The organism is Bacillus sp. SN32 (assembly GCF_002837495.1).
GTDB lineage: Bacteria > Bacillota > Bacilli > Bacillales > Bacillaceae > Bacillus > Bacillus subtilis.
The window spans coordinates 172,596-194,723 of sequence record NZ_PJCT01000004.1 but is presented as its reverse complement, the minus strand read 5'-3'; the positions used below and the strand labels follow the sequence as shown (position 1 = coordinate 194,723).

Sequence of the window (22,128 nt, the reverse complement as noted above, 5' to 3'; positions counted from 1 at the left end):
TATACCAAAAATATTGTTCGGTTCAGGACAGAATGAACCGACTGCCTTTCGGATATATTAAATTGCGATTGGCCGGAAGGAAAGCCAATCCCATGACAAATCTAATTCATCATTGGTCAGGTGGTAGCATGAATTTCACTTGGGAATCTCTTGTTCTCATTGTAGCCGGAGTCATCTTGCTGAGAATTTCAGGAAGAAAATCAATCGCACAAATGACTTCAACTCAAACGGTTGTCATGATTTCGATCGGAACTATTATCGTTCAGCCAATCATCGAGTACAGCCTCTTCAAAACATTAATTGCGGCGGCAATTTTCACAATCACACTCATCGTTATGGAATGGATCCAAATGAGATCGAACTTCATTGAAAAGATGTTAACCGGAAAAGCAAAAATTGTTATTGAAAACGGTCAGCTTCATATCGAAAACCTGAAGAAGATGAGACTTACAGCTGATCAGCTTGAAATGCAGCTACGGCTTCACGGCGTTACGGCTATACAAGATGTCAAAATTGCGACATTAGAAGCAAACGGGCAATTAGGAATAGAATTAACTGATGACGCCAAACCTTTAACTGTCAGGGATCTAAAAAAACTCATTCACCCGAATTTCATTAATAAGGACGGACAAGCCCATTTGTCTAGCAATCAGAATATTTTTGATGAAATTGACAAAAAGAATAAAAAAAACATCCCTAAAAAACTGCATTAACAAAAGGCACTTGGAGAATTTTGCAGGTTTTTGTCTCTCACTGAATGTTTTTGCCGTTTTGTTTAAGCAATTGCTGCTCACACACCATATTGTATAAACAGTCATAACAGAGAGGAGAGATGAATGATGAAATTCCCAGTTTATATTCATTCGATATCCGGAAACAGCGTTTTTAATAACGGTTTTGCATTTTCCATCAGCCCTTTCTCTGTTTCTAAAGAGACAGATGGTTCCGGAGGGAATAATACAGGTTTGGTTTTTGAATCCAATGCTTTAAGCCAAACAAGCTCCGCCAATCAAGCCCTACATGTTACAAATGCGGTCCAAGGACTGCTTTCCAAGCTTTTAGCATAAACATAAGAAATTAACACTTCATGAGGTGCCGTATGGCTTTTCCAATTATTCACACGAACTTTTGGGATGCTGTGATAGCTGTTCCAATCATCATATTGATAACCCAAATCCTCAAAATATTATTGAAAATCCCCAAAACTTTTGTACCGTCAGTTGCCTTAATAACAGGCCTTGTCATTTCTGTTTTCATAAGCCATCGACACAGCCTCTTTTCTGGCGTATTTATGGGCTGGTTTTATGGCTACGCTGCTATAGGCTCCTACTCATCATTAAAAACGACCATCTTATCCTTTAGGCAAACGAAAAACGATACATCAAATTCATAGATGACATATAACGATCTGCCGCCTCTTTATCAGGCGGCTTTATTTCTGCTGATAGGTTGATCACCTTCAAAAGAGACTCATTCACTCGCTATTATTTTTACCATTATGTTGATGCAAAGATATAAAAACGCAATATCATAGAAGTAAATAGACTGCCAGCGTCCTTTATGACAGCTACTTCTGAGTGAAAGGAGTTTTTGAAGCATGCGATCTCAAATCAACATTTCAAATCTCACGATAAATGGAATGACACAAAACGCCAATACAGATATCGGACAAAACTTGCAAAACAGCCATACTGCGAACAGCAAAAATTACGGTGTCAATTTCACATTAGGAGATTACTCTCCTTCTAATTCAATTATTATTTCAGCAAGTTGTGATAATGATACAAGTGATCAAGGGCAGGTTGATAACCCTTCTTCGCCTAGTGAAGAATAAATTGATGCAAAAAAAGAACTCATTTGAGTTCTTTTTTTTGCCTTATTTCTTTATTCGCCTTCATATAATCGATAAACCCTTTTCAGCTTTTGTTCAAGCTGTTCAAAATGAACAAAACGGGCTTCTCTTAGAAACTCAGTCCCATCAATGAACAAAAGAAGCACAGGAACGGTGAAAACTGAAAATCTGCCGGCGACCTCTGCTACATCGTCAGCATTGATATGCCCCAATTTGATGTTTGGAAACTGATCCAATACTATTCTGAGCTGGGGCAGGACTGCGTGACATACTGTACAGGCAGGCCTTGATATATAAATAAAACTGAATTTGTGCTGTTTGATAAAATTATCTATAGAATCTAATGAATGTAATTCTGTCATCTCTTTCATCCATTTACTCCTTCAAATAGGTCTGTCTTTTATAACCAAGCTCATCAATACGTATCATTCACTATACTGATTTATATTTATTATATCCGCTTTTTTACTTTGCAGAGTACCTGCAAGCTTGCCGAAAATGTCAAAATAAAAGAACAGTTACTGACAAGCAGCAACTGTTCTTACATACTTTCGTATTAAAAATGCAAAGCGTAAGCTCCTGAACCGATGAGTGCAACCCCTATGGAAACTGCAATGAGCACCAGGTTATATTCAAAACCTCCGGCGCCATTCGCAAAACCTTTCGCTCCATGGACTTTTACGATAGCACCTAACATGATGATCGTTATGATAGCAGCTCCAAGCGGGAGGAATACGCCTAAAATAAATAGAATTCCGCTTACTAACTCCCCAAGACCTGATAGAGCGGCCGCAACGTTTCCTGGCTTCACCCCAATTGATTCGAACCATTGTCCGGTTCCTTTAATCCCGTATCCGCCAAACCAGCCGAATAATTTTTGTGTACCATAAAACAAAAACACTACACCAATCATTATACGAATAAGCAACAGTCCTGCATCTTCCATTTGTATCTCTCCTCATCTTTGATTTTATCTGATTCTTTGCTGACAGTATCCAGCAATCATCAATTGAATATATGTTTCTTTATTTTTTATGTGTCAAATCAATCTAACTCTCTTACTTCAAACGGCAGCAGCCCTTGTTCAATTTGTGTGCGATGCGGTTCATATTGTACAGGCAGCATCAGTTTTTCGCCCATTGTATCCTGTGTTTCATCATGTGCAAAGCCTGGAGGATCAGTTGCGATTTCAAACAGGATTTCCCCATGTTCCCTGAAGTAAATGGCATTAAAGTAGTTTCTATCCCGAACAGGAGTTACACCATATCCGTGGGAAGCAATATATCTTTGCCAATCTAACTGATCTTCATCATCGTTAGCCCGCCAAGCGATGTGATGCACCGTTCCGGCCCCCATTTGCCCGCGGCCAATAGGCGTTAACTTAAGGTCAATCACATTTCCGATATCACCGGCGGAACGATAACGAACGAAGTCTCCTTCTTTGCCGACTCGTTCCAGCCCCATGATGTTTTCTAAAAGCTCAGCGGTTTTGTCAGGATGCGCTGATAATAGGGTTGCACCCCCAAAACCTTTAATGGCAACATCGGGCGTTACATCTCCGAAAGTCCACGTGTTAGCCTCTCCTTCTTCTCTTTCCACGATTTCTAAGTGCAGTCCATGAGGATCATCAAATTCTACATATTGTTCCCCAAAGCGCTCGATTTTGGTGTATGGAACGTTGAACTTTTCTAGTCTCTTTTCCCAAAATGCCATAGCCCCTTTCGGCACGACATACGAGGTCACGCCAACTTGACCGTCTCCAATGACGCCTTGGCGGGCTCCGGCCCACGGAAAGAAGGTAATGATTGTTCCCGGCTTCCCGCCTTCATTCCCAAAATAAAGATGATACGTACCTGGGTCATCAAAATTGACAGTTTGCTTGACCAAACGAAGCCCAAGCACTCCTGCGTAAAAATCTGTGTTCTCTTGAGGGTGACCGACAATCGCTGTAATATGATGAATTCCCATCGTTTTTTTAGCCATTTTTATCCGCTCCTTTTACATATACTCAACAAACTCATTCACAGGCTTCCGGTAGCCGCGCGGTCTTCTGCTCTCTGTTTTTTCTTTTCCAATCGTAATCATCATGACAACCTCAAATTGGTCGTCTATGTTCAAAATCCGTTTTACGGCTTCCGCATCAAAGCCGATCATCGGGCAGGTATCCCAGCCTTTTTCCTTAGCACTCAGCATAAACATCATCGCAGAAAGTGAAGCATTCCTTATCGCCTCATCTCTCTTAAATTGTTCTCCCCTGTTTTCATAAAACGAAACGGTGTCTTGCACCATGTGGTCATACTCTTGCTTATTTAATATCCCCAATACCTTTAACCCTTCATAGATATCGGCAGCTTGTTGATATGCCTGCTTATCCCCTAATACTAAGAGAACCGCAGAAGAGCTAATCACTTTATATTGTCCATTTGCGGCCTGCTTCAGCTTTTCCTTTACGTCCTGGTCAAGAACCGTCACATATTTTGTATGCTGCAAATTAAAAGCCGATGGTGCCAACGCAACCAATTCAAACATCTCATTGAGATCTTCTTTTGTGATTGGATGACCTGAAAGAAAATTGCTTGCAGATCGTCTTTCATTGACTAAATGAGTAAATTCAGCCATTACGCTACACTCCCTTTTATCTCGAATTCGAGATATTATGTTATAAAAAATCATATTGAATATTGTGTAAAAGAACTGACAACGATTGAACACTTAGAGTTGCGCTTGATCGCTGATCTTTTCAATCGAATGTCTCGAATTAAAATATCTTGAATATGAGATAATAGTAAAATACAGATCCTCTCATGTCAATAGGTTTTTGAAAATTAGGTGGAAATTTTTCACTGACGGCAGCATTTTAATAGCGAATCATCACTGTTGTTACATAAGAACTCATTTGTTTGCTGTATGACCTTTTAGCACAGCTCCAACTTTTTTTCTGTCACCTTATTTATTAGTAAACAGGAAACAACGTTGCTATAGACCCACTCGAAATTGAATTGGTATGATAAGCAAAGTGATTACACAGGAAAGGATACGGAGAGCGTATATAGAGCACTCCTATTTTTTTGTGCAGTTTTATAGGAGGAAAAAATGGCAAGTGAAAGAGAACAAATAAGCAGAAAAGTTGCTTTGATTGCATTGATCGCCAATCTGATCTTAATGGCAGGAAAGGTCTTTTTTGGGCTGGCAGGCGATAGTGAAGCCGTGTTTGCAGACGGAATACATTCCGCGGCAGATGTCGTTGCTTCGATTGCAGTCTTGGCAGTGATCGGCATTTCCAATAAACCGCCCGATCAAGACCATCCTTTTGGTCACGGAAAAGCTGAAGTCATTAGTGAGGCGATTGTAGGAATTATCTTAGTGATCGTATCCGTTTATATCCTCATAGAAGCGATTCTGTCCTTTGTTAAAGGGCCAAGCGTTCCCCAATACAGCGCATTGTTTGCGGCTCTGATTTCGTACGTGGCTAAGGAAATCTTATATCGTTATTCTATAAAGCAAGGGAAAAAATGGAACAGCAAAGCGATTATAGCGATTGCGTACGATCATAAAGGCGATATCGTTGCCTCTCTTGCCGCTTTTATCGGCGTCCTGTTGGCTATCATCGGAAACACCCGCGGCTGGCCCTATCTGTTGTACGCCGATGCCATTGCCAGTGCAATCGTTGCTTACCTCATTTTTAAGATTTCAATGGAATTAATCAGGCCGTCTGTTGATGTGCTCATGGAAAAGAGTGTTGATCCCGAGCTGATAGAGGAATATAAAGCTGTTATTTTTCAATGTGATCAAGTAAAACGAATTGATAGAATCCGCGCGCGAGAACATGGCCACTATAAATTGCTTGATGTCCGTTTATCTTTGGATCATGATTTGACAATTAAGCAGGGACACGACATCGCCCGCGAAATTCGAAATGAAATCAAAAGACAGTTTTCAGATGTAGAAGAAGTGCTCATCCATGTAAATCCTTATTTCGAAGAATGAAAAGCTCCTTTTTAGAAGGAGTTTTTTCTTTATGCTGCAAACTTTACCTTTAGAACTCGCCGTACTATATAATGTGGATGTATATCAATCATAGGGACAGAAAGGTTGTTAGAATGAAGGAATTTTTTTCGATTGGAGAAGTGTCAAGGTTATTCAATGTGAAAATCTCTGCTCTTCGGTATTATGATGAAATCGGTCTGTTGAAACCGGAATATAAAGATGAGCAAACGAACTATAGATATTATTCTACCCAACAGTTTGAGCGGCTGGATACCATCAAGTATTTGAGGGCCCTAGGCCTGCCAATCAATAAGCTTCTTGATTTTTATAACTCTCAAAATACAAACACTCTTCTTCATTTACTAAAAAGCCAGCAGGCTGAAATTGATCGCAAAAAGAAAGAATTGGAATGCATTGAACGAAAGATCTCCCGACGCATCACACATATAGAAGATGCCGTTAACATGCCGTTATATCAAATTACAAAAATCAAACTTCCCGCAATGCGTGTGGCTTACTTGCAGCATGAATATGTTCTCGGCCATGATATCGAACATTCGTTAGCTGAATTGAGAACCCACCTGAATGTGAACGAAGATATATTCATAGGCAAGATCGGTTTATCCATATCAGCAGCAAATGTGAAAGCAAAACAGTTTGACAAATATTCCAGTATATTTATGATTCTTGAAGATGAAAATGAAAAAACTTCTTCAGAAATCATCTTTCCTTCAAGAGAATATCTGCAAATTAGGTTTAAAGGGTCACATCCAGAAGCCGAACCATACTACAAAAAATTACTGGCATATATGAAAGAACATCATTATGAGGTAGCAGGGGATTCAATCGAAATCACACTCATTGATTATGGCATTACGAATAACCTAGATAATTATGTGACTGAAATCCTGCTGCCCATCAAATAATCTCATGAATATGTTTTGATCTCCCTTGACTCTCTACTAACTAGAGGGTTTATTTTTTATGCAGGAATGATTTTTGGAGGAGAAAGCTTATGTTTGGAACGATTTTTAACACAGTGATGATCATTGCAGGAAGCATAATTGGGGGGATATTCAAAAAAGGCATTAAAGATGAATACCAGGATATTTTGATGCAGGCAATGGGATTCGCTGCAGTCGCGCTGGGGATCAACGCCATTACACAGCATTTGCCTGATAGTAAATATCCCATTCTATTCATCGTGAGTTTAGCCATTGGAGGTTTGCTAGGCCAGATCATCAATTTAGAATTACGATTCAACAAGCTGGTGAACAAATTTTCTAAAAGCAATTTAGCAGAGGGCTTATCAACTGCGGTCTTATTATTTTGTATAGGTTCGCTGTCAATATTAGGCCCTGTTGAAGCCGCTTTGCATGGAGATTATACATACCTTCTGACAAACGGGATGTTAGATGGGATCACCTCCATTGTGCTCGCTTCAACTTTTGGTTTTGGAATAGCGGCTGCCGCACTTGTATTATTTGCCTGGCAGGGCTCCATCTATTTATTTGCACAAGTAATGGAGAGCGCAATCAATACAGACCTTATTAATGAAATCACAATTGTGGGAGGCATACTCATCCTCAGTTCAGGTCTAAGCATTCTTGGAATCAAGAAGTTCAAAACACTGAATCTGCTGCCTTCCCTCCTGATCCCTCCTGTTGTGATTTTTGTGATTCATGCATTTGGATTGCGGTTTTAATGAAGCGGCTCCACAAAGGAGGTTAATATTCTGTTATATTGATTTTCAATAATCTGTTCCAATCGTTTTATTTCCTTTTCCTCGTGGATTTGACGTCGAATAACAACTGTATTATATTGTAAATAAAGTCTGTTATATCAAAATCAGATTCCCCATCACGAAACGGCACATTCATTTAAACAAAATTGGGAGGGGCATTTGTATGTCAAACCATTCATCTAGTATTCCCGAATTAAGTGACAACGGTATCCGCTATTATCAAACTTATAATGAAAGCCTTAGTCTTTGGCCGGTCCGTTGCAAATCATTCTATATATCTACTCGTTTTGGTCAAACACATGTGATTGCAAGCGGCCCAGAGGATGCCCCGCCGCTTGTATTACTCCACGGAGCATTATTCAGCTCGACGATGTGGTATCCCAACATCGCCGATTGGAGCAGCAAATACAGAACTTATGCAGTTGATATCATAGGTGATAAAAACAAGAGTATTCCTGAGAATTTAAGCGGTACAAGAACGGATTACACCAATTGGCTTCTTGATGTGTTTGACAATCTGGGGATCGAAAAGTCCCACATGATCGGACTTTCGCTTGGCGGTCTCCATACGATGAATTTCCTTTTACGTATGCCTGAGAGAGTAAAAAGCGCAGCTATACTGAGTCCGGCAGAAACGTTTTTGCCATTTCATCACGATTTCTACAAATACGCTCTTGGCCTTACAGCGTCAAATGGAGTTGAAAAATTCTTAAATTGGATGATGAATGATCAGAATGTGCTGCACCCGATTTTTGTGAAGCAGTTTCAGGCAGGGGTAATGTGGCAGGATGGATCAAGAAATCCAAATCCTAAAGCCGACGGATTTCCGTATGTTTTTACCGATGAGGAATTACGTTCAGCAAGAGTTCCTATCCTATTATTACTTGGTGAACATGAAGTCATCTATGATCCCCACTCAGCCCTGCACCGAGCCTCTTCATTCGTTCCTGATATTGAGGCAGAAGTCATTAAAAATGCCGGACATGTTTTATCGATGGAACAACCCGCTTACGTAAATGAACGTGTAATGCGTTTTTTCAATGCAGAAACAGGCATTTCACGGTAAGGGCTTATAAGACATTCATAAAGTCCTGCAATATGCTTCTAGCCGGGCATTTCAAAAAATAGAGTCCCTCTTATGGACTCTATTTTTCTTGGACAAAACCCGCAGCTGGTTTTGTGTGCTTGTTTCTTTAGGTTTCTTATATAATCAGTTGTAAAATCCTTTATTCTTAAGAAGAATTATCAAGAACCTAGGCATCATGGAGAGAAGGCAGCGTCAAAAAAATCATTTGATATGCTTTATCACTTCTCCTGGGATGCCTGCTAGTATGACGCAGCTTCCGCCAATATGAAACAAAGTTCCATCCATATCGAAAATGAGTGATTGTGCCATAAGTGTCTCCTTTTAACTGCCGACTCCATCTTCCAAATACCACCATAAGCAAAAAAGCAGATCATTAAAGATCTGCTTTTTCTATTACACACTGATTTGTTTCTTTTGTTCATGATCTATTTCCGGCTGTATTTCCTTTGTCAGTTGATGCCCTTCTATATCCACGTTCGGAATCATCTTGTCTAACCATTTCGGCAAATACCAGGCTGCATTCCCCATCAGCTTCATGACACTTGGAATCAGTGTCATTCTTACAATAAAGGCATCAAAGAGCACACCAAAGGAAAGTGCTAATCCGTTGGCTTTAATAGAAGCTTCGCCTGCAAAGATAAATCCTGCAAAAACGAAGATCATGATCAAGCCGGCTGCTGTAACAACAGGACCACTGTGTTTTAATCCAGCCTGAATGGCTTGTACTGGATTCTTTGTTTTTACATATTCTTCACGCATTCTGCTGACAAGGAATACTTGATAATCCATGGCTAACCCGAACAGAATCCCAATAGATAAAATCGGCAGGAACGCGAGTATCGGCCCTCTTTCAGGTATTTTGAAAAAGTCGATGAGATTCCCGTCTTGCAAGACAAATACACAAATCCCAAGAGTGGCTGTCATCGTCAACATGAAACCTGCAACAGCAACAAGCGGCACAAGCAGCGAACGGAAAACGATGGTCAGCAATACAAACGCAAATCCAACAATAAGTACAGCAAACACCGGTATCGCATCATTCAGGCGATCTGAAATGTCAATATTCACTGCAGTCGATCCAGTAACAAGCAAATCTACTCCGTTTTTATCTGACAAACTGCGTACATCGTGTACCAAATCTTTCGTTGTGACATCATTTGGACCTGTTTCCGGAACGACCGTAATGATGGCAAAGTTCCCTTCTTTATTAGGCATTGCAGGGGTGACACTTGCTACATGGTCTAAACCCTTTATTTCTTTCACTGCATCTGCGAAAGCCTCCGCCTTATTTTCTGTAGCATTTGTGGCATCCGCTACGATTGTTAATTGGCCATTAAATCCTTCTCCAAAGCCTTCGGCAAGCAAGTCATATGCCCGGCGATCCGGATTATCCTTAGCTTTCATCCCAGCATCAGGCAAGCCCAGTTCCAAATGCATAGATGGGATACTAATGACGATCAAAATCAGAATGCTGCATACACTTAGCATGATAGGATTTTTGGTGACAAAGCGTCCCCAGACATTTGTTTCAGTGCTTTGTTTTTCTATTTTCTTGTTTGATTTCGGAATCATCCGCTTCCCTGCAATCGATAAGACCGCAGGCACAAGTGTGATTGAAGCCAAAACAGCCATCAGTACACTAAGCCCTGCTGTCAGCCCCATCGCAGACATAAAAGGAATGTTAACGACAGTTAATCCGCAAAGTGCAACGATAACAGTAAGTCCGGCAAAAACGACTGCGCTTCCCGCTGTTCCTACGGCTCTCGCAATTGATTCATTCTTTTGTATGCCTTCGCCTAAAAACTGGCGGTGTTTCGTAAAAATAAATAAAGCATAATCAATACCAACAGCAAGGCCAATCATTCCGGCTAATGAAAGACTGACGGAAGCAATATCAAATACTTGTGTCCCAATCAAAACCAGTCCAATACTTACACCTAAACCAATCATTGCAGTTAAAATCGGCAAACCTGCTATTAATAAAGAACCGAATGTAATGGCTAAAACGACAAAAGCCAAGATAATGCCGACAATTTCAGAGACACCGCCTATCTCCATCTCGGCTCCCGGTACATCTCCGCTTAGCTCAGTTTGCAATCCTTCATCATCAGCCATTTTCAAACTGTCTTTTAAGTGTTTGATAGAGTAATCCTTTATATCATCTGCTGATGATTTATACTTGATATCAGCATAGGCAACTGTGCCATCTTTCGCGATTGTCCCTGTCACAAAAGGACTTGCAATCGAGTCAACAGAATCATCTTTACTGATTTCTTTGAACGTATCTTCTATTGCTTTTTTTGCTGGCTTCCCAGTAAGTTTCTCCCCATCACCAGCACCGAAAATAACCCGTATGCTCCCTTTATCAGGACCGTGAGGAAATTCTTTCTGAATCACATCCATCGCTTTTTCCGAAGGTGTGTCAGGTATGGACATATCTTCAGAAAAACTTGGTTTTAAGGTGACTGCAAGGCCTATCGCAGCAACTAACACAACGATCCACGCACAAATTGCTTTTATGCGATTGCGAGCAACCCATCCTCCTAATGTATATAACATTTTTGACATGATAATCTCCTTTCAACACATTGCTTGATCACATTCTTTCTCATTGTAGTTGACAATGAAATGAAAAAAACGTACATTCGGGCATGTACGTTTGGGCAATTTTCAAATATGCAGTTTAGTTGTCTATTGTCAGAATACCTTTTTGCATGGCAATCGTTACTGCCTCAGTTCTTGAATTCGCGCCTAATTTATTGTAAATGGACGTTAATCTGGACTTTACTGTTCGCTCAGAGACGCCCAAATCAAAGGCAATCGCTTTGCTTTTAAGACCTTTAGCAATTGCTTTTAGAACAATGACTTCCTTTTCTGTCAGCTGCGTCTCACTGCGCTGCTTTTTCATCCGCTCAAATTGGATTTCTTGCAGACGTTTAAGGATATCAGGCTGCAATAGCACATTTCCTCTGATGGCTGCATCCATTGTGTGAAAAAGGGTTTCTGAACTCGTATCCTTTAACAGATATCCTTTCGCTCCTAATTCAATCCCTTCGATCATTAAGTGATCTTCATTATATGTAGTCAAAATAATGATGGGGGTATCGTGTTTTTCTTTTATTTGTTTAATGGCCTCTAACCCGCTCATCTCCGGCATATACAAATCCATCAGAATGATATCCGGTTCTAACTCATCTGCAAGACGGACTGCGACTTTTCCATTTTCCGCCTCTCCTATAATGGTGTATTGATCATTCGTTTCAATTAAAAGCTTCAGACCTTCCCTCACGACAAGATGGTCATCAACGATTAAAACCTTATTCATCTTGCATCTCTCCCTGAATTGGTACAGTGATCTCAATTTGTGTTCCTTTCAATTTTGTACTCTTGATATTGAATTGGCCATTTATTGCCCTGACGCGTTCTTGTATGCCAAGAAGCCCATAATGTCCTCTCTTTTTCTTTCCTTTTTCAACATCAAATCCCTTGCCGTTATCCTTAACTGTTAAATGGAGCCTTCCCTTTTCATCATCCCAAATGGATATCCAGATTGTTTTCGCCTCAGCATGCTTTGCCGCATTCGTCATGCATTCTCCAATGATGTAATAACAGTTTTCAGCTGTACGCACATCCAGCACCTGATGCAATCTGTAATCTAATAAACAAGCCATGCCTGTCGACTCTATAAAATGATCCATTAGCGAGGTAATTCTTTCTTTTAAAACACCGATTTCTTCTGATTTGCTGCGGAGATCGTCAATAGCTGAACGTGCATCAGCTAATGTGCTTTTCACTCTTTTCATCGATTGTTGTATGATTTCCTTCGCTCTCTCTGTGTTGCCTTTGGCGAGATGAACATGAATCGCATCCAGCTGCATATTTAAACTGACAAGACCTTGAGCAAGCGTATCGTGTAAGTCTCGGGCCATCCGCTGTCTTTCGTTCTGCAGCGTCAGCTGTTCTACCTGCTGATGAGCCAGCTCCAGCCTTTCAAGAGTCAATTGAGCTTTTATTTTTTCATCGACTTGGGCAAAAAATGTTGCGGCATAAGTGATGATGACAATCATGATCGGCGCAGCAATAACAATAAAATGCAAAACTTCACCTTTATGAAGGTGATACGCCGAATTTATGACCAGCAGCAGCAATAGATAAAGAATGAGAAAAGTCCTTCTTCTGTCTGCCATTCCTATAATTTGTCCAATTAAAAATGCATAAAGGCCGATAATCACAAGTATAAAGAAGCCAGTCATGAGATTAGCAAGTGCAAAGGTGATCAAACCTTGTACCACGAAATACAGAATCACTCTTTTCTTAACCCAGCGATATGAGTGCCAATGAAGCAAAGCAAAAATGGCGATTAATATGGTAAACGCATAAAGCAATAAAATGGGCCAGCCCCCAGAAACAAATTGCAGCACGATAGAGGCTATATAGATCATGAGAATAAAAGCCAGGCCCGGCACTCTGAGTGCAAGCATGTTTAATGCCCGCCTATCATGTGAGTAATATTTATCTTTAAAAGGATTCCTTATAAGCAAACCTTATCCACTTCCTTTACCTGTTTCACCGAATAGAGATTCATGAAAATCGAACTCATATTTCAACGTGCAAACACACATGTATCCAATCATTTTATAGGAAGAGAAGGAACACAACAATATCAGGTGCAGGGAAACATTAGAGTTTCCAACAAGTGATCATTGCCCAAACGTACATGAACGTTCTGCCTCTATGTACGTTTTATCTTTTCAAATTTACCTTTAAAATCATAAGGAACTTACTATTCATTGAAGGAATGATCATCATTGAAATCGATTGATCTCACAATTTTATCATTAAAGAGAAAAGGAATCCGGACCGAAAAGGTATTAAAAAATCAGAACCCTGATCGATTAAGCCATATGACAGACAAAAATGCGCAACCAAAAAGCAAGGAAAAAGAGGATTGAACATGTATTGGTTTCTAGGTGCTTTATTATATTTTCTGATCGGTACTTATATATTCATTAGAGTCACTAGAGACAGCCAATCAGGCTCATGGATACTGCTTGCATTAGCAGCTCCACTCATCATTGCTGGCTACCCTTATTTTTATTCAAAGAAGCTTCTTTCCAAAAGACGCTGAAACAGCTGTCATTCAAACCGCACATTGGTAAAATGATCAATACCGGGATACAATCTAGGTATTCTATGGAAAGGAGTCTTGCTTTATGAGTCAAAGAGTGTCCTACTATGAGATTGCACCTGAAGGTATGAAAATCATGATGGATATGGAGAAATACACGAAACAATCCTCAATTAACCGAACGACGAGAGAACTAATCAAAATCAGAGTCTCTCAAATGAACGGCTGTGCCTACTGCATAGATATGCATACGTCCGATGCCCGCAAAATGGGGGAAACTGAACAGCGAATTTACTGTTTACATGCTTGGAATGAATGTGATTTTTACTCACCTGAAGAGAAAGCGGCTCTCGAACTATCTGAACACATCACGCTCATTCCATCTAAAAGGGTTCCTGATGAGCTATATCATCGGGTGCGGGAACATTATGATGAAAAACAATATGTTGACCTTGTTCTCATCATTAATCAAATAAACAGTTGGAACCGTATCTCTATTGCAATGGGGAATCGAGCTGCTTCAAAATAAGAAGAAGGAGTAAGATTAGAACAAATCTTACTCCTCCTAGATATCGTGCCTCATCATCTGGTGTTTCCGCTTCAAAGTCCTAAATCTTCACGTTTAGGTGCTTTTCAAACGCGATTTTCCCGCTTTGTGTTATCCTAATCGCTCTCGTTTTAGGCATACGAACGATCCATTCTTCTTCTAACATGCGCACCAATAAGGCGTTTCCTAATGCTCCTGCAATATGATGCTGCCGTTCACTCCAATCCAAACAGCAGCGGGCAAAAGCTCTCCTCTTATTCCGTTGTTGCTCTTCATTGATGCCTAACTTTGAAAAGAATAAAGCACCCTCTGAAGTCACCTCAAAGTTTAAATCAACTTTTTTTAACATCCCCTGCTCAACTAATGAATGTGCCATTTGCACGCCCACATAACCTGCCAAATGATCATAACAGGTACGGGCAAAATGCAAGTCCTTTTTCTCTTTTGACTCTTTTAAAGATTTGACTTTTGCTTTAGGCGCAATATGAAGCAATTGTTCGATCACATTTGCAGCATCTGAGTCAGACAATCTGTAATACCGATGTCTCCCATGCTTCTCTACGCTAATCAGCTTTGCTTCAAGCAATTTATTCAGGTGAAAACTTGCGGTTTGAGGTTTAATGTTAGCGAGATATGCAAGCTCTCCCGCAGGGTGTATCCTTCCATCCATCAGACTGAGAAGAATGGAAGAACGCGAGGGATCTGATAGCAACGAAGAGATTTTTGCAATATTAGGATTCATGATTTTCCTCCTTACATTCATATTTCGATGATAGTTGAAATGTTAATCCTTTACAATATAAATGTAAGCGTGACAAGGGGGAAAAAACATTGGACATCAAAAAACGAGACACTCGTCGATTTAAAGAAATCAAACCCAAGATCATGTATTATGGTACCTCGACATTTCTTCTAACCACATTGAATGAGGATGGAACCACTAATATTAGTCCTATGTCTTCTTCTTGGGCTCTTGGACATTATATAATCCTTGGAGTAGGACTGGGAGGAAAAGCCATCGACAATTTGGAAAGACACAAAGAATGTGTCATAAACTTGCCTGGCCCGGAATTATGGGAAAACGTTGAAAGAATTTCATCTTATAGCGGAAAAAAGAGTATACCGCCTTTGAAGAAACAGCTCGGATTTACATATAAAAAAGAAAAATACGAGGCAGCAGGGTTAACGCCTTTACAATCAAAAACAGTATCACCAACACGAATCAAAGAATGTCCTATTCAAATAGAAGCCGAAGTGAAACACATTCGGTTTCCAGAATATGAATCGTCATTCGCAATTGTAGAGACGCAGGCACTACATTTTCATGCCGAGGAAAGTATTATACTAGACGAAAACCATATCAACCCTTCCAAATGGAGCCCGCTTATCTATAATTTCAGACATTACTTTGGTTTAGGAAGAGAAGTCGGAAAGACTTTTCGTTCAGAGACATGATCATTTTAAGACCGAACCATGATTTGGTCTATTCTAGTAACCCTTGTTATTATCAGATCAAGCGATCATTAGGCTTGATCTCTTTTTTAGTGAAACATCCATTTAAGGATATAAAAGTTACTTACTTGCCAGTTCTTTTATCATTAAACCCAACTCATAAATCCCCTTTTGAAGGTCTTCAAGAGATGCATAAGCATATGATAAGCGAATATAATTCCCTTTTTCCTGAGCATAGATACTGCCGAGATTGATTAGAATCCCTTTTGATAAGGCTTTAGTATAAAGTAATTTCATTGATATGGAAGGCAATATTTTTATCCAGACAAAAAATCCTCCTTTTGGGATATTCCATGTCGCCACATCTTTCAAATGAGTTTCTAAAACACTCAAGGCCAATTCTCTTCTCACCTTTAATTGCTGCCTAACCTTTTCTACATGCTGCTGGTATTGGCCGGAAGTAAACCACTCTGCCGCTACTCTTTGGGATAAAGAACTGGATCCGTAATCTGTTTGCATTTTAATGTCAGATAAACGTTCAATCACCGGTTCCGGTCCGACGATCCATCCAATCCTCAAGCCTGGGCTTAATGTTTTCGATAAACTTCCTATGTACAGTACGTGTCCATTTTTATCAATTGTTTTAATAGGATATGGCGGAATTTCATCGATCCATAACTCACGATAAATGTCATCTTCAATAATAGGAAGCTGTGTATTCTCACTTACTGCTAGGATTTCTTCCCGCCGCTTTTTAGACATAAGAATACCAGTCGGATTATGAAAACATGGATTTGTATATAAGATAGCCCTTCCACGCTCTCCTCTTGTTAAATGAACATTTTCAGGCAAAAGTCCTTCATTATCCATAGGAAGTCCAGTCAGCTTCATACCAGCTGATTGAAATACGTGTAATGAATAAAGGTAGGAGGGCTGATCAAGATAAACGGTTGATCCTCTTTGTAACAGCCCCATTGATATCAGCTGCAAGGCTTGCAACGCTCCTGAGACAATCAGAATGGAAGAAGATGAGACGTTGATTCCAATGGTTTTTAAATAGTTGCTCAATGCCTCCCTCAAAGGTAAGTAACCTTTTGGTTCTTCATATCCGAATGCCTCCATGTGTTGAGATACCTTCCCCATCATCTCTTTCATAACAGCCAAAGGAAAAATCTCAGCTGAAAGTTCACCTTTACTGAGCTGTATAAGGTCTGTATTTGATTCTGATTGATTTATCTCTTGAACGATTTTTCGGCTTGGCATCTGAATACCAGAGGTGACATATCGATCCCAATCGGGAGCAGAATTCTTAGCCATCAGTGTCCATGTGTTGTTGATAACAACTGTGCCTTTCCCCATTGTGCCTTCTATTAGCCCATCGGCCATCAATTCCTCTAAGGCTGTAATCACTGTGCTCCGATTTACCTGAAAATCTTTTGCAAGCGTGCGCTGGCTTGGAATCTTGCTTCCAATCGGCCACTCTCCATTTCCTATTTTCTCTTTAATAAAATGAACGATTTGTCTGTACTTAGGGAGCTTTTTCATCTTTTTTTCTTCTGGAAAGCTCATAGAATCGGTCTCCTTAAAATAAATTGGTTGGGTCAAAATCCGTTTAACTGGTTGAAGCTATATCACCAAATCTTTATTAATATAAAAACACATTAAATAACTGGTTGGTTTTTGTAAAGGGGAGTGAGAGGAATGCGAAAGAAAACAGTTCAAATAATGATATCTCATAGTCTCATGATTGGTTTATGGGCATCTGCTTTTCCGGGAATTCGCGCAGGACTAGAAGGGTACACACCAGAACACCTTGCTTTATGTCGTTTGTTAATCGGCTCTATGGCATTATTGCTTTTTGCTGTTTTGACTCAGATGCGCCTACCCGACTTGAAAGACATTCCTGCCATTTTTCTTTTAGGGTTTTTAGGTTTTGCACTGTATCACATTTTGCTGAACATCGGTGAAAAAACAGTTAGTGCCGGAGTTGCAAGCTTACTCGTTACTACGGCACCGATCTTCTCAGCCATGCTATCCCGCCTGTTTTACAAAGAGCATTTTGGATTTACGAAATGGATTGGCTCTGTCATCAGTTTATTGGGTGTATTATTGATTGCATTTGGGGCGGGAGACTTTACATATTCAATGAGCGGTATCTTGGTCATCCTGCTGGCAGCATTTTCGGAAAGTATTTATTTCGTTTTTCAAGCCCGCTATATAAAAAAATATGGTTTTATTCCATTCGTTACATTCACCATTTGGGGCGGAACAATACCTATGCTTGTGTTTCTGCCAGGCTTAGGCGAAGAGATGATGAACGCTTCAATAAGCGCAACTTTGTCTATCGTTTACTTAGGATTATTGCCGACGGTTATTCCTTACTTCGCACTAGCATATGTCACTTCACTCGTCGGTGCTTCAGAAGCAACCCTTTCACTTTATGTTACACCGGCTTTAGCCTTGATCATATCTTGGATCTGGATCGGCGAAATACCCACACTGATCTCTCTGCTAGGCGGAGTGGTTACAGTTGGCGGGGTATGTTTTACCTATTTAACACCCAATAAAATCAAACGATATGGAAACGCTCTTATACATAAATAAAGAAGATACCCGCATCATTTGGTATCTTTTTAATAAGCTCATTTATCAATTAAAATTGCATTGTTTACCATAGTCCTCTAATCCAACGATAGCTCAATTCCCCCGATTTTGTTGACGATGGTGAAAATATATCCAATTATAGTTTGGTCTGAAGTTCTGAATAATCACTATTAAAAAGAATGCTATAATGAGTGATATTGCAGACTCTAAGATAGATATATTCAATTTAATCATGAAACAGGGAATGAATGAAATAATGGATAAAACGAAAATACTTATTATTGAAGATGATGAAGCAATAGCAGATCTGCTTTCATACGGGCTTACGCAGGAAGGTTTTCAAACGTGTACTGAATCTAACGGAGCTTTAGGGATGAAACAGTTAGACCAATTCAAACCCGATCTTCTGCTGCTTGATTGGATGCTGCCAGATTGCAGCGGATTGGATATCTGTAAAAAAGTGACCCAACGCTATAATATCCCTATACTTATGATCACCGCAAAGTCAGATATCACTGATAAAGTCCTTGGGTTGGAATTTGGGGCTGACGATTATATTACAAAGCCATTTGACTTGCGTGAAGTTATCGCCAGAATTCGTACAATACTCAGGCGTCTTGAACAAGCTAACCACGTGAATGATCGAGGATCGTCTAATGAGGATCACATTCAATTAAAAAATATTGTGATGATCCCAGACGAAAGAATAGTAAAAAAAGATGGGATCATTGTTGATTTGACTCCTAAAGAATTTGATCTGCTTAAGACATTGATTGACCATCGTGGAAAAATCTTTACACGTTCAGAGCTGTTGGAATTTGTTTGGGGCTACGATTTTGCCGGGGATACACGTACGGTAGATACTCATATCCAAAGGCTCCGTAAAAAACTGGATGCAAGCGACCTCATTAAAACAGTGTTTGGCATTGGATATAAATTCGAGAAGCAGGAGGAGTAGAGAGTGTTACGGACGATCAAGGGTAAATTTATTATTGGTTTTTTTCTGATTTTTTCTCTCTCTTTCCTAGTACTCAATCAAACGGTCAAAAGCGTCATTTGGTCAAGCAATGAAAAAATTGTAACCTCAGATTTAATAGAGTTAAAAAAAAACAGCATCGTGTATATCAATCAAGCATTTTTAATCAATCATTATAAAAACAATGAACTATACTTCGGCGATATGGCCGATGAAATAGTGGATAGTTTAACTCATTCAACAGGAAGCAATGTAGGCGTTTATACCGTAGATGGCACTTTGTTGTCTTCTTCTAATAAAACAGTGTTTTCGCAAGGCATTGACGAGGACCTAACAAAAGCAATTAACGGAAAAAATGCTTATCATATCACCTATGATCGAAATCAAGCACAGGTGTTTTTTTCTTATCCAGTTGTCATTGATGGTGCAAAAGTTGGCATATTGCGTTTTTCTAAAGATTTTAATTTGCTTTACAAACAAAGCGGAGAGATTTTAAATATTATTTTTTATATCGCTCTTGCGATATTTGTGGCGGCGTTTCTTTTCTCTTATATACTCTCCAGACACATCACGATTCCAATCGTCAAGCTGACAGAGGCCACCTCAGAAGTCAAAAAGGGAAAGCTGGATGTGGATATCCATTTTTCTAGAAAAGATGAAATTGGCCAGCTTACGGTTAATTTCAATGATATGATCACCAGAATTAGGGATCAAATTTCAACTATCGAAAAAGATCGGGACAGGTTAAAGGAACTTAATGAACAGGAAAAACGTTTTTTTGACAATATGACCCATGAACTGAAAACACCTCTGACTTCTATTCAAGGCTATGCTGAAATCATAAAACAAAAAGGGGAATCAGATCAGGCGTTTTTTGATAAAGGAATGAATCATATTGTTGAAGAAAGCCGGCGTCTGCACAATTTGGTTATAAAACTTCTTGAGGTATCTAGAGAAACCTCTAAAGAACAATTCGATAGGATTGATGCAGGAACGATTTTGAAAGATGTATGCGAATCTATGAAATTTCGTGCAGAACGATATAAAAAGAAGATCACCTATGAGATAGAAGACAGTCTCTATGTGTATGGTCAAAAGAATAGAGTGCGCCAACTCTTTATTAATCTTTTGGACAATGCGATCAAATACAGTTTATCTCATTCAGAAATCATGATTCAGGCTAAAGTTGCGGGAGATCAGGTTCTTTTTATGTTCAAAAATCCAAGTGATCCATATGACGACAAACAATACACAAAAGTGTTTCAGCCTTTTTATTCAATAAACCAAAAGGTGACGGAAGAAGGAAGTTTAGGGTTGGGGTTAAGCATAGTTAAAACAATTGTCGAAAAACATGGAGGAACAATCAAGATGTTCTACGAAGAAAACCATACAATCATCACTATTGAATTAGCTTACATGAAGGTTGAGAAATGATCATGAAGAACAAACGGTTTATTATATTGTCAGGGATATTATTGATTTCCTTGATTTTTGTATCCAGCTATAATATGGGCAAGCGATCTGAAACCATTATCATTCCAAACAAGGAAGAGAGCCAGATTGATGACGATCAGAAGTCGGGCTCCTTTCAGGTGAAGAAGATATATCGCCTCCCTCAAGCTGACCAGTTGCTTGGCTGGTCTTCATCAAACTCTGTAGTTGGTTTTTTCAAAGGAAATGACACAACGCAAGGTAAAGCGCAGCATCTTCAGAATGTCTCCTATCCTTTTGAAAAACCTGAAACTCTACAGAGCATTGACCGCAATACTTCCAACCTTAAGTTGTCTCCCGACGGGAAAAGTATCGCCGGATTAACGATGTCATCAAATAAGATAACACTAAATCTAATATCACTGACGAACAGAAACAAAAAGGAAATAGCCAGCTTTTCTTCTAGCAAGGATGCCTTTGTACAGGATATTTCATGGTCAAATAATAGCAAATACATTTGTTATCTTGTCATTGACACGACAAAAAATGACCAGACTGCGGTCAATGTATTCAACATAGATTCCGGAACCCTCAAAACGTATCCATTGAAGAATGTTGATGAAAAGGATTCGCTTACGGCAGTTTCCATTTCAGATGATGGACACAGTTTGCTGCTTACCATGTTACAAGGGCAACAATACCGCATTATGACGGGGACCATCAGCGGTGACAGCATCACTGTTCAAAATAAGCGGCAGATTAGCCCCTATGGTAAACCTGTTTGGTTAAACAATGACCAATTTGTATTTTTAGGTATCGGAGAAACCTTATACGAATACGACCTCAGAAACAGTGAGCTCTCTGTTCTGCTCGAAAATGTAGCTGTTTTTACCATATCTAATGATCGAAAGAAGATCGCTTACTCTTTATATGACAAGGACAATACTTATGCAGGAAAGCTGCAAGGGAAAAATGTCCTCTACGCAGAACCTATATACCACGGCGCCAACCCATCAGAAATATATTGGAGTCCAGATGGCAGCAACCTGCTTGTTTATGAACAAAACCAGTATACTTCTATGGAAAACTCATCAGCCCGATTTTTTGACGATCGCTCTTATATCATATCCTTCAAGTAAACCTTATTTCTATTGAATAGAAATAAGGTTTTTTCTTATACCTGCAAGATATTACATAACAATGATTCCTTCATTTGTTGACATTTTGTTTACAAATTGATCAAACTTCTGCGATAACTCCCATCTATATTAAAAGAGCATCATTTTTACCGGGCTTTGTCTCCAAAGTTTCATTGGCCTT

At 39.6% G+C, this 22,128-nt stretch carries 25 protein-coding genes; 16 read left to right on the top strand and 9 right to left on the bottom strand.

Annotation, left to right across the window (positions count from 1 at the left end; genetic code table 11):
- Positions 1 to 128: 128 nt before the first annotated feature.
- The 4 genes from CW370_RS17000 (at position 129) to CW370_RS16990 (ending at position 1,834) form a co-directional block, all read left to right on the top strand.
- On the top strand, positions 129 to 713 hold the full coding sequence (locus CW370_RS17000) for a DUF421 domain-containing protein (protein WP_024572978.1): 585 nt from the start codon (positions 129 to 131) through the stop codon (positions 711 to 713).
- 123 nt (positions 714 to 836) lie between these two features.
- Positions 837 to 1,067 (top strand): spore germination protein, encoded by a 231-nt coding sequence (locus CW370_RS16995; RefSeq protein ID WP_024572979.1) that lies wholly within the window; start codon positions 837 to 839, stop codon positions 1,065 to 1,067.
- A gap of 32 nt (positions 1,068 to 1,099) precedes the next feature.
- Positions 1,100 to 1,393 (top strand): hypothetical protein, encoded by a 294-nt coding sequence (locus CW370_RS21615; RefSeq protein ID WP_009969672.1) that lies wholly within the window; start codon positions 1,100 to 1,102, stop codon positions 1,391 to 1,393.
- Between the two features lie 204 nt (positions 1,394 to 1,597).
- The gene (locus tag CW370_RS16990; protein ID WP_015482867.1) at positions 1,598 to 1,834 is read left to right on the top strand and encodes a spore germination protein; all 237 of its coding nucleotides are present in this window, start codon (positions 1,598 to 1,600) and stop codon (positions 1,832 to 1,834) included.
- A gap of 50 nt (positions 1,835 to 1,884) precedes the next feature.
- Here CW370_RS16990 and CW370_RS16985 read toward each other — a convergent pair whose 3' ends face one another.
- From CW370_RS16985 to CW370_RS16970, 4 genes are all read right to left on the bottom strand, one after another.
- Complete coding sequence (locus CW370_RS16985; RefSeq protein WP_024572376.1) at positions 1,885 to 2,223, bottom strand: thioredoxin family protein; 339 nt, start codon at positions 2,221 to 2,223, stop codon at positions 1,885 to 1,887.
- A 185-nt stretch (positions 2,224 to 2,408) separates the two neighbouring features.
- The gene (locus tag CW370_RS16980) at positions 2,409 to 2,798 is read right to left on the bottom strand and encodes a DoxX family protein (protein ID WP_003234169.1); all 390 of its coding nucleotides are present in this window, start codon (positions 2,796 to 2,798) and stop codon (positions 2,409 to 2,411) included.
- Positions 2,799 to 2,896: 98 nt separating this feature from the next.
- Complete coding sequence (locus tag CW370_RS16975; RefSeq protein WP_024572375.1) at positions 2,897 to 3,835, bottom strand: ring-cleaving dioxygenase; 939 nt, start codon at positions 3,833 to 3,835, stop codon at positions 2,897 to 2,899.
- A gap of 15 nt (positions 3,836 to 3,850) precedes the next feature.
- The gene (locus CW370_RS16970; RefSeq protein ID WP_024572374.1) at positions 3,851 to 4,471 is read right to left on the bottom strand and encodes a nitroreductase family protein; all 621 of its coding nucleotides are present in this window, start codon (positions 4,469 to 4,471) and stop codon (positions 3,851 to 3,853) included.
- Positions 4,472 to 4,945: 474 nt separating this feature from the next.
- On the opposite strand from CW370_RS16970, the gene mneP reads away from it, so the two are divergent.
- The 4 genes from mneP to CW370_RS16950 all read left to right on the top strand — a co-directional run bounded on the left by mneP (position 4,946) and on the right by CW370_RS16950 (position 8,649).
- Complete coding sequence (gene mneP, locus CW370_RS16965; RefSeq protein WP_024572373.1) at positions 4,946 to 5,839, top strand: manganese transporter MneP; 894 nt, start codon at positions 4,946 to 4,948, stop codon at positions 5,837 to 5,839.
- Between the two features lie 113 nt (positions 5,840 to 5,952).
- The gene (locus tag CW370_RS16960) at positions 5,953 to 6,765 is read left to right on the top strand and encodes a MerR family transcriptional regulator (RefSeq protein WP_024572372.1); all 813 of its coding nucleotides are present in this window, start codon (positions 5,953 to 5,955) and stop codon (positions 6,763 to 6,765) included.
- A gap of 89 nt (positions 6,766 to 6,854) precedes the next feature.
- The gene (locus tag CW370_RS16955; RefSeq protein ID WP_024572371.1) at positions 6,855 to 7,544 is read left to right on the top strand and encodes a DUF554 domain-containing protein; all 690 of its coding nucleotides are present in this window, start codon (positions 6,855 to 6,857) and stop codon (positions 7,542 to 7,544) included.
- A 202-nt stretch (positions 7,545 to 7,746) separates the two neighbouring features.
- The gene (locus CW370_RS16950) at positions 7,747 to 8,649 is read left to right on the top strand and encodes a carboxylesterase (protein ID WP_024572370.1); all 903 of its coding nucleotides are present in this window, start codon (positions 7,747 to 7,749) and stop codon (positions 8,647 to 8,649) included.
- A 414-nt stretch (positions 8,650 to 9,063) separates the two neighbouring features.
- Here the strand turns inward: CW370_RS16950 and CW370_RS16945 are convergent, their stop codons facing one another.
- The 3 genes from CW370_RS16945 to ydfH form a co-directional block, all read right to left on the bottom strand.
- Positions 9,064 to 11,238: an MMPL family transporter gene (locus tag CW370_RS16945; protein WP_024572369.1), complete on the bottom strand. Its 2,175-nt coding sequence runs from the start codon at positions 11,236 to 11,238 to the stop codon at positions 9,064 to 9,066.
- 115 nt (positions 11,239 to 11,353) lie between these two features.
- The gene (gene ydfI, locus CW370_RS16940) at positions 11,354 to 11,995 is read right to left on the bottom strand and encodes a two-component system response regulator YdfI (protein ID WP_015382876.1); all 642 of its coding nucleotides are present in this window, start codon (positions 11,993 to 11,995) and stop codon (positions 11,354 to 11,356) included.
- Positions 11,988 to 13,211 carry a two-component system sensor histidine kinase YdfH gene (gene ydfH, locus CW370_RS16935; protein ID WP_032680320.1) on the bottom strand — a complete coding sequence of 408 codons (1,224 nt, stop codon included), beginning with the start codon at positions 13,209 to 13,211 and terminating at the stop codon, positions 11,988 to 11,990. Before ydfH ends, ydfI begins: the two co-directional genes overlap by 8 nt.
- A 267-nt stretch (positions 13,212 to 13,478) precedes the next feature.
- Here ydfH and CW370_RS16930 point away from each other — a divergent pair, with 267 nt between their 5' ends.
- The 3 genes from CW370_RS16930 (at position 13,479) to CW370_RS16920 (ending at position 14,327) form a co-directional block, all read left to right on the top strand.
- Positions 13,479 to 13,622: a hypothetical protein gene (locus CW370_RS16930; RefSeq protein WP_014478971.1), complete on the top strand. Its 144-nt coding sequence runs from the start codon at positions 13,479 to 13,481 to the stop codon at positions 13,620 to 13,622.
- Positions 13,619 to 13,798 carry a hypothetical protein gene (locus CW370_RS16925; protein WP_010886421.1) on the top strand — a complete coding sequence of 60 codons (180 nt, stop codon included), beginning with the start codon at positions 13,619 to 13,621 and terminating at the stop codon, positions 13,796 to 13,798. The genes CW370_RS16930 and CW370_RS16925 overlap by 4 nt, the downstream gene beginning before the upstream one ends.
- Positions 13,799 to 13,883: 85 nt before the next feature.
- Positions 13,884 to 14,327 (top strand): carboxymuconolactone decarboxylase family protein, encoded by a 444-nt coding sequence (locus CW370_RS16920; RefSeq protein WP_014478970.1) that lies wholly within the window; start codon positions 13,884 to 13,886, stop codon positions 14,325 to 14,327.
- A gap of 79 nt (positions 14,328 to 14,406) precedes the next feature.
- On the opposite strand, the gene CW370_RS16915 is transcribed toward CW370_RS16920, so the two are convergent.
- A complete protein-coding gene (locus CW370_RS16915; protein ID WP_014478969.1) occupies positions 14,407 to 15,087 on the bottom strand; it encodes an ArsR/SmtB family transcription factor in 681 nt (226 codons plus the stop codon).
- An 89-nt stretch (positions 15,088 to 15,176) separates the two neighbouring features.
- On the opposite strand from CW370_RS16915, the gene CW370_RS16910 reads away from it, so the two are divergent.
- Entirely contained in the window at positions 15,177 to 15,800 is a 624-nt protein-coding gene (locus tag CW370_RS16910; protein ID WP_024572367.1) for a flavin reductase family protein, read from the top strand.
- A gap of 117 nt (positions 15,801 to 15,917) precedes the next feature.
- Here the strand turns inward: CW370_RS16910 and CW370_RS16905 are convergent, their stop codons facing one another.
- A complete protein-coding gene (locus CW370_RS16905; RefSeq protein WP_024572366.1) occupies positions 15,918 to 17,366 on the bottom strand; it encodes an aminotransferase-like domain-containing protein in 1,449 nt (482 codons plus the stop codon).
- A gap of 132 nt (positions 17,367 to 17,498) precedes the next feature.
- On the opposite strand from CW370_RS16905, the gene CW370_RS16900 reads away from it, so the two are divergent.
- The 4 genes from CW370_RS16900 (at position 17,499) to CW370_RS16885 (ending at position 21,947) form a co-directional block, all read left to right on the top strand.
- A complete protein-coding gene (locus tag CW370_RS16900; protein ID WP_024572365.1) occupies positions 17,499 to 18,401 on the top strand; it encodes a DMT family transporter in 903 nt (300 codons plus the stop codon).
- Between the two features lie 256 nt (positions 18,402 to 18,657).
- Positions 18,658 to 19,359, top strand: a complete 702-nt coding sequence (locus CW370_RS16895) for a response regulator transcription factor (RefSeq protein WP_024572364.1) — start codon at positions 18,658 to 18,660, stop codon at positions 19,357 to 19,359.
- 3 nt (positions 19,360 to 19,362) lie between these two features.
- Positions 19,363 to 20,811, top strand: a complete 1,449-nt coding sequence (locus tag CW370_RS16890; RefSeq protein WP_024572363.1) for a HAMP domain-containing sensor histidine kinase — start codon at positions 19,363 to 19,365, stop codon at positions 20,809 to 20,811.
- Positions 20,808 to 21,947 carry a hypothetical protein gene (locus CW370_RS16885; RefSeq protein WP_029878428.1) on the top strand — a complete coding sequence of 380 codons (1,140 nt, stop codon included), beginning with the start codon at positions 20,808 to 20,810 and terminating at the stop codon, positions 21,945 to 21,947. Before CW370_RS16890 ends, CW370_RS16885 begins: the two co-directional genes overlap by 4 nt.
- The last annotated feature ends 181 nt before the right edge of the window (positions 21,948 to 22,128 follow it).

Excerpts from the sequence above, each read along its gene's own strand:
- CW370_RS16970 (WP_024572374.1), bottom strand. The coding sequence starts at position 4,471 with ATGGCTGAATTTACTCATTTAGTCAATGAAAGACGATCTGCAAGCAAT.
- CW370_RS16985 (WP_024572376.1), bottom strand. The coding sequence starts at position 2,223 with ATGAAAGAGATGACAGAATTACATTCATTAGATTCTATAGATAATTTT.
- CW370_RS16905 (WP_024572366.1), bottom strand. The coding sequence starts at position 17,366 with ATGAGCTTTCCAGAAGAAAAAAAGATGAAAAAGCTCCCTAAGTACAGA.
- CW370_RS16950 (WP_024572370.1), top strand. The coding sequence starts at position 7,747 with ATGTCAAACCATTCATCTAGTATTCCCGAATTAAGTGACAACGGTATC.
- CW370_RS16885 (WP_029878428.1), top strand. The coding sequence starts at position 20,808 with ATGATCATGAAGAACAAACGGTTTATTATATTGTCAGGGATATTATTG.
- CW370_RS16980 (WP_003234169.1), bottom strand. The coding sequence starts at position 2,798 with ATGGAAGATGCAGGACTGTTGCTTATTCGTATAATGATTGGTGTAGTG.
- CW370_RS16915 (WP_014478969.1), bottom strand. The coding sequence starts at position 15,087 with ATGAATCCTAATATTGCAAAAATCTCTTCGTTGCTATCAGATCCCTCG.
- CW370_RS16955 (WP_024572371.1), top strand. The coding sequence starts at position 6,855 with ATGTTTGGAACGATTTTTAACACAGTGATGATCATTGCAGGAAGCATA.
- CW370_RS16895 (WP_024572364.1), top strand. The coding sequence starts at position 18,658 with ATGGATAAAACGAAAATACTTATTATTGAAGATGATGAAGCAATAGCA.
- CW370_RS16945 (WP_024572369.1), bottom strand. The coding sequence starts at position 11,238 with ATGTCAAAAATGTTATATACATTAGGAGGATGGGTTGCTCGCAATCGC.
- CW370_RS16975 (WP_024572375.1), bottom strand. The coding sequence starts at position 3,835 with ATGGCTAAAAAAACGATGGGAATTCATCATATTACAGCGATTGTCGGT.
- CW370_RS16990 (WP_015482867.1), top strand. The coding sequence starts at position 1,598 with ATGCGATCTCAAATCAACATTTCAAATCTCACGATAAATGGAATGACA.
- mneP (WP_024572373.1), top strand. The coding sequence starts at position 4,946 with ATGGCAAGTGAAAGAGAACAAATAAGCAGAAAAGTTGCTTTGATTGCA.
- CW370_RS16920 (WP_014478970.1), top strand. The coding sequence starts at position 13,884 with ATGAGTCAAAGAGTGTCCTACTATGAGATTGCACCTGAAGGTATGAAA.
- CW370_RS21615 (WP_009969672.1), top strand. The coding sequence starts at position 1,100 with ATGGCTTTTCCAATTATTCACACGAACTTTTGGGATGCTGTGATAGCT.
- ydfI (WP_015382876.1), bottom strand. The coding sequence starts at position 11,995 with ATGAATAAGGTTTTAATCGTTGATGACCATCTTGTCGTGAGGGAAGGT.
- CW370_RS16960 (WP_024572372.1), top strand. The coding sequence starts at position 5,953 with ATGAAGGAATTTTTTTCGATTGGAGAAGTGTCAAGGTTATTCAATGTG.
- CW370_RS16900 (WP_024572365.1), top strand. The coding sequence starts at position 17,499 with ATGCGAAAGAAAACAGTTCAAATAATGATATCTCATAGTCTCATGATT.
- CW370_RS16995 (WP_024572979.1), top strand. The coding sequence starts at position 837 with ATGATGAAATTCCCAGTTTATATTCATTCGATATCCGGAAACAGCGTT.
- CW370_RS17000 (WP_024572978.1), top strand. The coding sequence starts at position 129 with ATGAATTTCACTTGGGAATCTCTTGTTCTCATTGTAGCCGGAGTCATC.